Source organism: Rhizobium sp. P1_E1, assembly GCF_056406015.1.
Genome location: NZ_JBFUAY010000169.1, coordinates 1 through 10,028, shown reverse-complemented (window position 1 = coordinate 10,028; position 10,028 = coordinate 1). Strand labels below are relative to the sequence as shown.

Sequence of the window (10,028 nt, the reverse complement as noted above, 5' to 3'; positions counted from 1 at the left end):
GTTGTAATCGGCGTGACGGATGCGGTCCGGCAACTGGATCTCCGGTTTCGGAACATCCTCGTAAGGGATCTGCTCGAGAAGATGGGCAATGCAGTTCAACCGCGCCCTTTTCTTGTCCACGGCCTGAACCACCCACCAAGGCGCATCGGGGCTGTGCGTACGCGCCAGCATCTCTTCCTTGGCTTTGGTGTATTCTTCCCAATGCACACGGCTTTCCATATCCATCGGTGAGAGCTTCCATTGCTTCAGCGGATCGTGGATACGCATCTTGAAGCGGAATTCCTGCTCCTCGTCGGTGATCGAAAACCAGTATTTGATCAGCACGATGCCTGAACGGACCAGCATCCGCTCGAATTCAGGCACCGAGCGGAAGAACTCCTCGAGCTCTTCATCGGTGCAGAACCCCATGACGCGCTCGACACCGGCGCGATTGTACCAGCTTCGGTCGAAGAGCACCATTTCGCCGGCGGTCGGAAGATGCGGGACATAACGCTGGAAATACCATTGATGACGTTCCCGCTCGGTAGGGGCGGGCAGCGCGACCGTCCGGCAGACGCGCGGATTGAGCCGCTGGGTCACGCGTTTGATCGCGCCTCCCTTGCCGGCCGAATCCCGGCCTTCGAACAGCACCACCACCTTCAGCTTCTTATGCTGAACCCAATCCTGCAGCCGCACCAGTTCATGCTGCAGCCGGAAGAGCTCGCGGAAGTAGGTCTTTCGCTCGAGTGTCTGCTCCGCCGGCTCCGACATTCCTTCGGCGACGAGATCGTCCAGCCGGTCTTCCTCCATCTGCATTTCCAGCTCTTCATCGAAGCTGTCGGCGATCTCGGCCTTAATACGGCTGAGCTGGTCCTGATGTGTTTGAGACATGGGCTTTTCCTTCCTGCGTTTTCTGACAGGAGCATGTCACTGCGAAGTTTGTGTGACGGTTCGGCTAAGCCAAAGCCGGAACAGCAACGTCCCGATCTCTTAAGCCGATGATTGCCGGCGTCGAATGCGCTTCAGCCGCCGAGGCGCGCCTATAGCTGTCCCGTCCGGTACTGGTCGACAAGATTCCGGCAGGCGCGGATCGTCAAGGCCATGACGGTGAGCGTCGTGCCGGCGATGCCGCTGCCGGGGAAGGCGCTGGCGTCGGTGACGATGAGGTTCGGGACATCCCAGACCTGGTTGTAGGGGTTGAGCACCGAAGCCTCCGGGGTTTCGCCCATGCGCGCGCCGCCCGTCTCATGGATTGCCGCGCCCATGCACATGGTGTTGCGGAACCATTTGCGGAACATGAAGCGGCTGAAGGCATCGGCTTCGGGAAAGGCGCCCTTGCCCATCTCCTTGAGGCCGGTGGGCGAGCCGATGAATTCGAGGTCGCCGCCGACCTCCTTGATCATCGCGATCAGCGTTTCCTCCTGCCTTCTGAGCAGCGCCTGTTCCTCCTGTCGCATGACGCAGCGGATATGCGGCACAGGAATGTTCCAGGCATCCCTACGCCTGACGTCGAGCGTGATGCGATTATCTGCATAGGGCAGCATGCGGCCGAAACCGAAGAAGGCGAGACGTGCATCGCTTTCTCCGGAGACCGGCGCGCGGCCGACGCTTCCCTGGTAGTCGAAATCGCCGCGGGCGACGTCGCCCTCGCCGAAGCGGGGAATGAAGATCCCGCCCGACGGATTGTAGAACGGGTCGGTCGGCGCGGACTCGTYGACCGCCCAACCCTTCGCCTTCGAAAAGGACCCGAAGGCAAGGCACGGAAGCTGATCCATGAAATAGCGGCCGAGGGCGCCCGAGCTGTTGCCGAGCCCATCAGGATGTTTCGCCGACGCCGAATTCAAGAGCAGCCGTACGCTCTCGATCGGCGAGGCCGAAAGCACCACCGTCGCGGCGCGCGCGGTCGATACCTCGCCCGTATTGCGATCGATGAACTCCGCCCCGGTGGCGCGGCCGGTCTTCTCGTCCGTGGTGATGCGGCGAACGACGGCGTCGTAGCGGACGGTCAGTTGGCCGGTGGCCTGAGCGTCTCGCAGCGGTCGCGGCATGCGGTCGGCGTCCGGCGCGATGTAACGCCAGGAGACGACGTGCCTTTCCGGCCAGCGGCTTTCGACCGCCTGCTTGAAGATCTGTTCGGCGGGCGTCAGGCTTGCCGGCTTCGCATAGACGCCGTCCGGCAAGGTGGGCGCGTTATCCCTATTGCCGTAGAGGCCGAGATAAGTCTCCACCTCGTCGTAGAAAGGCACCAGTTCTTCATAGGAGACCGGCCAGTCCACACCCTTTCCGGCGCGCGAGCGGATCTTGAAATCATCGTCGGTCCAGCGCAGCAGCACCCGGCCGAAACTGTGGAGACGCCCGCCGCCCTGGCGGCCGCGGATCCAGAGGAAGGGCTCGCCCTTCGGCGTCGTATAGGGGTTCTTGCGGTCATTGACGAAGAAGTGGCTGAAGCGCTCGGTAAAAAACGCCGCGCGGGCCTGGATCGGCTGGCCCTTGAGGGTGGCCCGCGCGCGCTCCCAGATATTGATGCTGCTTGCCGGCGCCTTCTTGCGCGCGGGATCGAAATCCTTCGGCCCGACGGCGGGACCGGCCTCGAGCAGCAGCACCGACAGCCCCTGTGCCGTCAGTTCTTTTACCGCGAAGGAACCCGCCGCGCCGGAGCCGACCACCAGCGCATCATAGACGATCTCAGACATGTCGTTTCAAATCCTGTCCTGGAGCAATCCTCAAAACGGCGCGAAACGCGCCCGGAATTGCGGGAAAACAAAGGGATGGTGCGTCACAGCCGCGATCCGTCAGCGCCGAAGAGGGACGCCTTGTCGATATCGAGCCCGGGAGCCATGGCGTCACCGGGCTCAAGGGTCACGTCGCCCATCAGCCGGAGCGAGAGGCTTTGGTCCGCCCAGTCGAACCAGACAACGGCGTCCGAACCCATCGGCTCGACGACGGCAACGCGGCCCGGAATGGTGGGCAGGCCGCTCGCCGCCCCATCGAGCACAAGGTGTTCCGGGCGAAAGCCGAGTGTAGCAGGTCCTTCCGCCGCGGCCGCACCAAAGGAATAGCCGGAGAGATCGATGGTCAGCCCGTTGCCCAGAAAGATGGGCGCCCCGTCGCCGCGCTCGATCCGGCCCTCGATGAAATTCATGGCCGGAGCGCCAATGAAACCGGCAACGAAGAGATTGGCCGGGCGGCGGTAGATCTCGGCCGGCGAGGCGAGCTGCTGGATCACACCGTCGCGCATGATGGYGATGCGGTCGGCAAGCGTCAGGGCCTCGACTTGGTCGTGGGTCACGTAGATCATCGTATTGCCGAGGCGCTGGTGCAGCTTCTTGATCTCGACGCGCAATTCGTTGCGCAGTTTGGCATCGAGGTTCGACAGCGGTTCGTCGAACAGGAAGACATCGACTTCGCGCACCAGCGCCCGGCCGATGGCGACGCGTTGGCGCTGGCCGCCCGATAGCTCGGCAGGGCGCCGGTTGAGCAGCTTGTCGAGCTGGAGAAGGGCGGCGGTGCGAGCGACACGGGCCTCGATCTCGGCCTTCGGCAGACGGGCGACGCGAAGTCCAAAGGAGAGGTTCTTGCGGACCGACATGCGGGGATAGAGCGCGTAGGATTGGAAGACCATGCCGATGCCGCGGTCCTTCGGCTCCTCCCAGCTGACATTCTTGYCCGAGATCCAGACCTCGCCTGATGTAATGTCCTGGAGGCCGGCAATGGCGTTCAGAAGCGTGGACTTGCCGCAGCCGGAAGGGCCGAGCAGCACCAGGAACTCTCGCGGCGCGATGTCGATCGACATCTTCTCGATCACCGTATGGTCACCATAGGCGATCTTCAGGTCCTTGACGGAGACGGCAGATTGCATGGAAGCGTTACCCCTTGACTGCGCCGGCCGCGATGCCGCGCACGAACCAGCGGCCGGACAGGAAATAGATGGCGAGCGGAACGATGGCGGTGAGGATCGTCGCCGCCATGTTCACGTTGTAAGTTCGCTCGCCCATCGTGGTGTTGACGATATTGTTGAGCTGCACGGTCATCGGCAGGTTGTCGCGCCCGGCAAAGACGAGACCGAGCAGGAAGTCGTTCCAGATGCCGGTGAATTGCAGCATGGAGACCACGACGACCATCGGCACGGCAATCGGCAGCATGATCTCGAAAAAGATGCGCCAGAAGCCCGCGCCGTCGACGCGTGCCGCCTTGCAAAGCTCCTCTGGCACGCTGACGAAATAGTTGCGGAAGAGTAGCGTCACCAGCGGCAGCCCGAAGATGACATGCACGAGAATGATGCCGGCCAGCGAATTGTAGAGATCGATATTCGCCATCGCCCGGACCATCGGATAGAGGAAGATCTGGTAGGGGATCAGGCCACCGGCCATCAGCAGGCCGAAGAGCAGGTTTGCCCCGCGCGGCCGCCAAAGCGACAGCGCATAGCCATTGACGGCGCCGATGAAGACCGAGAGCGCGACCGAGGGAAGGGTGATCGCCACCGAATTCCAGAAGCCGCTACGAATGCCGACGCAGACGGTTCCCATGCAGGCGCCCGACCAGGCGGTAGCCCAGGCAGAGAAATCGAGCGTGGCCGGCAGCGCAAAGATCTGCCCGAGCCGGATTTCGTCCATGGACTTCAGCGAGGTGACGACCATGGTGTAGAGCGGCAAAAGGAAGAAAAGTGCCGCGATGACAAGGAAGGCATAGAGGCCGATGCGCCCGGCGGTGATCTGTGCCGGCTTCGGACCGTTTGGATGAGGGCGGGCCATCACGCGGCTCCCTTTGCTTTGTCGCGCATGTGCATGATGTAGCGGAACGGGGCGACTGCGATGATCACGCCGAGGACAAGCACTGTCGCGCCTGCTGTGGCGAGGCCGAGATTCTGGCGCCCGAACAGATTGTCCATGATAAATTTCGCCGGCACCTCCGTCGCATTGCCGGGGCCGCCATTGGTCATGGCGACGACGATGTCATAGGTCTTGATCACGCCCATGGCGAGCAGCATGCCGGCCGCGGCCAGCGCCGGCCCGAGCTGCGGCAGGATGATCGAGACATAGATCCGCCAGATGGGAATGCCGTCGATCCGCGCCGCCTTCCATTGCTCGGCCTCGATGCCGCGCATGCCGGCGAGCGCAATGACCATGACGAGCCCCGCGCCCTGCCATACGCCGGCAAGCACCAGCGCATAGATCGCCATGTCGCGATTGACCACCCAGTCGAGGACGAAGCTTTCCCAGCCGAGCGAACGCACGCTCGCCTGGATGCCGAGCGTCGGATTGAGCATCCATTGCCAGATCAGCCCGGTCACCACGAAGGACATGGCGTAGGGATAGAGGAATATGGTCCTGAAGGCGCTTTCGAAGCGGATCTTACGATCCAGCGCCGCAGCGAGAAAGAAGCCGAGCAGCAAACAGCCTGCGACGTATAGGACGCCGAATATCAACACGTTTTGCAGTGAGGCTAGCCACTTGGCGGAAGAGAAGAGCTTCGAATACTGCGCCAAGCCGACATAGGTCGAGGACGGAAAAAGCGTCGAATTGGTGAAGGACAGGCGGATCGACCAAGCCATGGTGCCGATGAAGACCACGACCGCGACGAACCATGTCGGCAGCAGGGCGATGGTCGCGGAAAGATTGGGCTTGCGTTTGATGGACATCGGCCAGCTCGTTGACGGAGTGGAAAGCAGGGCTCGGGCCGCCGCGTGAGGCGGCAGCCGGCAGCCACGGGTACTATCCTACTCGAAGACGGCGAAGAAGTTTTCGGCTGCGGCGCCTGCATCGTTCGAGCCGCCGCTCCAGTATTCGTCGACGAAGTCGTCGAGCGCGCCGACCTGCTGGGGCGTCAGCACGATCGCCTGGTCCGGCACGATTGCACCGGCGCTCATCAGCTCGACACCCTTCTGCGCGCAGGCGTCCAGCTTCGACTTATCGACGTCGGCGCGCATCGGCACCGAGCCCTTCTTCAGGGCAAATTCGACCTGAACGGCCGGATCCATGACGACTTCGGCGAGAAGTTTCTGCGCCTTCTCAGTCTCGGCCTTGCCGGTCTTGGGGAACCAGAGGGAGTCGGCGATGTAGACCATGCCCTTCGACTCCGGCACGATCATGCAGCCATAATCCTTGCCCGGCTCCTTGCCGGCAACGGTGAATTCGCCCTTGGCCCAGTCGCCCATGAACTGCACGCCGGCCTTGGCGGTGATCAGCATGGCTGTCGCGTCGTTCCAGTTGCGCCCGGCTGCACCGGCATCGACATAGCCGCGCAGCTTACCGAGGATTTCAAGGGACTTCTTCACGCCTTCGACGGATGCCGGGCTCTTGTCCTTATCGACATAGATCTTCAGGAAGCCGTCGATCCCGACCTGCGAGAGCAGGATCATGTTGAAGACCTTGGTTTGCTGCCAGGGCTGGCCACCCCAGGCGACCGGAACCAGGCCGGCAGCCTTCAGCTTGTCGAGATCGGCAAAGAGCTCGTCCCAGGTCTTGGGCTCCTGCGCAATGCCGGCCTTCTCGAAGGCTTCCTTCGAATAGAAGAGCCAGCTTTCACCATGGGCGCCGGTCGGCGCAAGATAGACCTTGCCGTTATAGGAGATGAGATCGTGGATCGATTTCGGCAGGGCGTCAGCCCATTTGCCGGCGGTGGCGACGTCGTCGATCGGATTGAACAGGCCCTGGTTGATGAAATCAGCGGCAGCGAGGCCGATGACGCCCTGCTTGGCCCCGGGCGCGTCACCCGCGACGATACGGTTCTGGAAGGCGGCATCGGCCGCACCGAAGCCGGCGATCGAGGAATCCTTCCAGACGCCGCCGCGCTTTTCGAACTCGGTCTTGATGACGTTGAGGGCGGCTGCTTCGCCGCCAGACGTCCAGGACGACATGATCTCGATCGTCGGCTTGTCCTCGGCATGGGCCGAGGCAGACAGGCCGGCGAATGCCACGCCGGCAAGAAAAAGCTTCATCATGGTCTTCATTGTTCCACCTCTTGAAAATGCCCTCTTTGCGGGGCGTTCGTTGTTTTTGGGATGACTGTCAGCGATAGATCGGCAGGAGCCCCTGCCGGACGAGGGTGAGCCCGTTGGCGATGTCGCGGACGGGATCCGGCGCGGCATCGAGTTCGAGGATCGCCCAGCCTTCATAGGCCCGGTCGCGCAGCAGCCGGATCCAGGCCGGCCAGTCGACCCGTCCGAGGCCGAAGCTGCAGAAATAGGGCTGGTGGCGTTCATGGATGTGCTTGTCGATCGGGGTGTCGGCGGGCATCGGGCCGCGCGCATCCTTCCAGTGGGCGATGATCATGCGCTCGTGATGGCGATCGACCAGTTGGACGGGATCGGAGCCGGCCACGATGATGTGGGCGGTATCCGGGCACATGTGCACATAGGCTGGGTCGGTCAAAAGCATCATCAGATCAACGTCGCGCGCGGCGGCAAAGATCGAGTGCGCCTCGGTGTGCAGCGCCAGCCGTACGCCCCTGGCATAGAGGGTCGCGCCGAGCCGGTTCAGAAAATCGGCGATCACCTTGGCGCGATCGAAATCATGGAACTGCACCGGCTGGGCGCCGAGCGTCTGGCGTAAGGGCGCGCCGATCACCATGATGTCGCTGCCGCAGGCTTTCAGGAAGTCGGCATATCGTTCCGCCTTGTCGATCAGCGCGCGCTGGGCCTCGGGCTCGGCGAAGTCGCCGGCCGCCTCAAGTTCCGCGAAGAAGCCGCTGCACAGCGTCAGACCGCGTCTTGCCAGCTCGGCCGCGAAGGCATCGACGGAACCGTAGGTCTTGATCGCGTCCTGCCAGTTGAAGGGAGAGAAGGTCAGCTCGACGCCGGTAACGCCGGAGGCCTGGACGCCGTCGAGGATCTTGTCCCAGAAGGCGCGCGGCGCGGCGCGTGCATAGTCGACGATCGCGTCATGGCTATCGACGTCCCAAAAGCCGGGATGGAAGAATGTCACGAGATCGACGCCGAAGCGCAGCCTGTCGTCAGCAGCCATAATCACTCCCTTTTTCAAGGCATGACCTATCCGTTTGCGGAAGGGCGTTTCCGCATTCATAAGTCGTAGAATTTTCAATGCATTAGCTTATGGCAATCGTTTGCCATGATTAGATAATAGCCAAGCTGTTTTTTTACGCAAGCGGTTTTTGGCAAACGTTTGCTATAAGCTGCCACTTGTCTTAGAGTTGCAAACAAAAGCATCCGAGAGAAAGAAAGAACCGTGAACAAAAACAAGGATGTAGTCGGGGAGGATCAATCAGGCGCGTTGATGGCCGATGTCGCGCGGCTCGCCGGCGTTGCGATATCGACAGTGAGCCGGGCGCTCGCCAATCCCGGACGGGTCAACGAAAAGACGCGCGCCAAGATCAATGCCGCAGCCAGGCAACTGGGCTACACCCCGAACGCGATGGCGCGCGGTCTCAGGGTCGGCAAATCCAATATCATCATGATCATTCTGCCGGGATCGCTCTACTATGGCGCTTCCCAGGTCATTCCGCAGGTGCTGCAGAGTATCAATAAATCGCTGATCCAGGGCGGCTACAACCTGATGATCGCCAACCTCGACCGCGACGAGATTTCCGAACGGCACATTCTCGACCTCGCCTTCGGCGGCAGCGTGCGCGGAGCCATCATCCTGTCGTCGAAGCTTCCGGAGGTTGACGGACGCTCGCTGGCCAACTCCGGCCTGCCGATCGTGTCGATGCTGCTCGACATGAGCGATGCCGGCCTGCAGAGCGTCGTTACGAACGACCGCGAAGCCGTGCGCGACGTCACGGCCGAACTGATCCGACTGGGTCATCGACGGTTCTTCTATCTTGCAGGGCCTGAAGGCAATTATCACGATGTCGAGCGTTACGGCGGCGTGCTCGAGGCGCTCGAGGCGGCAGGATTGTCCGAGGATTCGGTGCATCGCTCGGGTGGTCATCTCGATTATCAGCACGGCTTCGACATTGGTGTCCAGGCGGCGGATGATTTCGCCGAGTTGACCGAGAAACCAACAGCCGTCATCGCGACCAGCGATGACATGGCCATTTCTTTTGTCAGCCGTATCCAACGGACGGGCCTAGGTATTCCCGGTGATGTGTCCGTCGTCTCCTTCGACGGCTCCCCCGTCTGCGAATTCTGCTCTCCGCCGCTCTCGACGATCAAGCAGCCGGTGGAAGAGATGGGGCGTGCGGCGGTGGATCTCCTCTTCGACGCCATTGGCCAGAGGCAGAATACGGCGACGGTTCGTACCGTCATCCGCAGCAGCCTGATCTTGCGGGAGAGCATCGCTGCTCCGAAGAACTGACGGAGCCGGCCGCGGCGAGGGGATTACCCTCGACATCAATCAAAACCCGCCGCTTGATCCTCGGTACTTCGATCTCTTGTCGGTCGACGCCATTACAGCCCTACAGTGTTCAGCGTAAACTGTTGGTTTGGCGACAGAGGGATATTTTAGTTGTCAGTAATACAATCATCCGGCAACATGATCGGCTAACTTCTAGAATTGAGTAATATTGCCACCAGCACGTTGGGGAGACGGGCATGTGTGCAGAGCTTGTCGAGCGCCGATTGGCGGCTATCCTGGCCGCCGATGTGGTAGGCTACAGCCGTCTCCTGGAAGCCAACGAAGAGGAGACGCTTAACGCCCTTCGTCAGCATCGCCGCGAGCTCTTCGATCCCGCTGTCGCGACCCACGGCGGGCGTATAATCAAGGTGATGGGCGACGGCTTCCTGGTCGAGTTCGGCAGCGTGCTCAGTGCTGCACGATGCGCAGTCGAAATCCAGCGCGGCATGCTGGAGCGCAACATGGGGATTCCAGCGGACAGGCACTTTGCGTTTCGAATAGGCTTGAATCTGGGTGACATCGTCTTCGATGCGGATGACTTTCATGGGGACGGCATTAATGTGGCGGTCCGGCTACAAGCCCTTGCAGATCCTGGCGGCATTGCCTGTTCGGCGGCTGTGCGCCACGAAGTCGGAAACAAGCTCGGCCTCGATTTCGCGGACCAGGGCGCCAAGACCGTCAAAAACATTTCCCGCCCGGTCCATGTCTATTTTGCCGATTGGGGCAATGTCGCCTCCGGTGAGGAGGTGCCGCTTG

Annotated in this window: 9 protein-coding genes; 2 read left to right on the top strand and 7 right to left on the bottom strand. The window is 61.7% G+C overall.

Going from position 1 to position 10,028, the window contains the following annotated elements; genetic code table 11:
* The 7 genes from ppk2 to AC1D1Z_RS29800 form a co-directional block, all read right to left on the bottom strand.
* On the bottom strand, positions 1 to 870 hold an 870-nt coding region (gene ppk2, locus AC1D1Z_RS29830; protein WP_477852502.1), incomplete at its 3' end, for a polyphosphate kinase 2.
* A gap of 149 nt (positions 871 to 1,019) precedes the next feature.
* Entirely contained in the window at positions 1,020 to 2,672 is a 1,653-nt protein-coding gene (locus AC1D1Z_RS29825) for a GMC oxidoreductase (protein WP_477852501.1), read from the bottom strand.
* A gap of 83 nt (positions 2,673 to 2,755) precedes the next feature.
* Positions 2,756 to 3,838: an ABC transporter ATP-binding protein gene (locus AC1D1Z_RS29820; RefSeq protein WP_477852499.1), complete on the bottom strand. Its 1,083-nt coding sequence runs from the start codon at positions 3,836 to 3,838 to the stop codon at positions 2,756 to 2,758.
* A gap of 7 nt (positions 3,839 to 3,845) precedes the next feature.
* Positions 3,846 to 4,730 carry a carbohydrate ABC transporter permease gene (locus AC1D1Z_RS29815; RefSeq protein ID WP_113542805.1) on the bottom strand — a complete coding sequence of 295 codons (885 nt, stop codon included), beginning with the start codon at positions 4,728 to 4,730 and terminating at the stop codon, positions 3,846 to 3,848.
* On the bottom strand, positions 4,730 to 5,617 hold the full coding sequence (locus AC1D1Z_RS29810) for a carbohydrate ABC transporter permease (RefSeq protein WP_018449045.1): 888 nt from the start codon (positions 5,615 to 5,617) through the stop codon (positions 4,730 to 4,732). Before AC1D1Z_RS29810 ends, AC1D1Z_RS29815 begins: the two co-directional genes overlap by 1 nt.
* 78 nt (positions 5,618 to 5,695) lie before the next feature.
* Complete coding sequence (locus tag AC1D1Z_RS29805; RefSeq protein ID WP_131647213.1) at positions 5,696 to 6,928, bottom strand: ABC transporter substrate-binding protein; 1,233 nt, start codon at positions 6,926 to 6,928, stop codon at positions 5,696 to 5,698.
* Positions 6,929 to 6,986: 58 nt separating this feature from the next.
* Positions 6,987 to 7,940: a sugar phosphate isomerase/epimerase family protein gene (locus AC1D1Z_RS29800; RefSeq protein WP_018449047.1), complete on the bottom strand. Its 954-nt coding sequence runs from the start codon at positions 7,938 to 7,940 to the stop codon at positions 6,987 to 6,989.
* A 222-nt stretch (positions 7,941 to 8,162) separates the two neighbouring features.
* Between AC1D1Z_RS29800 and AC1D1Z_RS29795 the strand changes: the two genes are divergently transcribed.
* Positions 8,163 to 9,233: a LacI family DNA-binding transcriptional regulator gene (locus AC1D1Z_RS29795; protein WP_131647214.1), complete on the top strand. Its 1,071-nt coding sequence runs from the start codon at positions 8,163 to 8,165 to the stop codon at positions 9,231 to 9,233.
* Positions 9,234 to 9,469: 236 nt separating this feature from the next.
* The coding region (locus AC1D1Z_RS29790; protein WP_477852497.1) for an adenylate/guanylate cyclase domain-containing protein at positions 9,470 to 10,028 on the top strand (559 nt) is incomplete at its 3' end.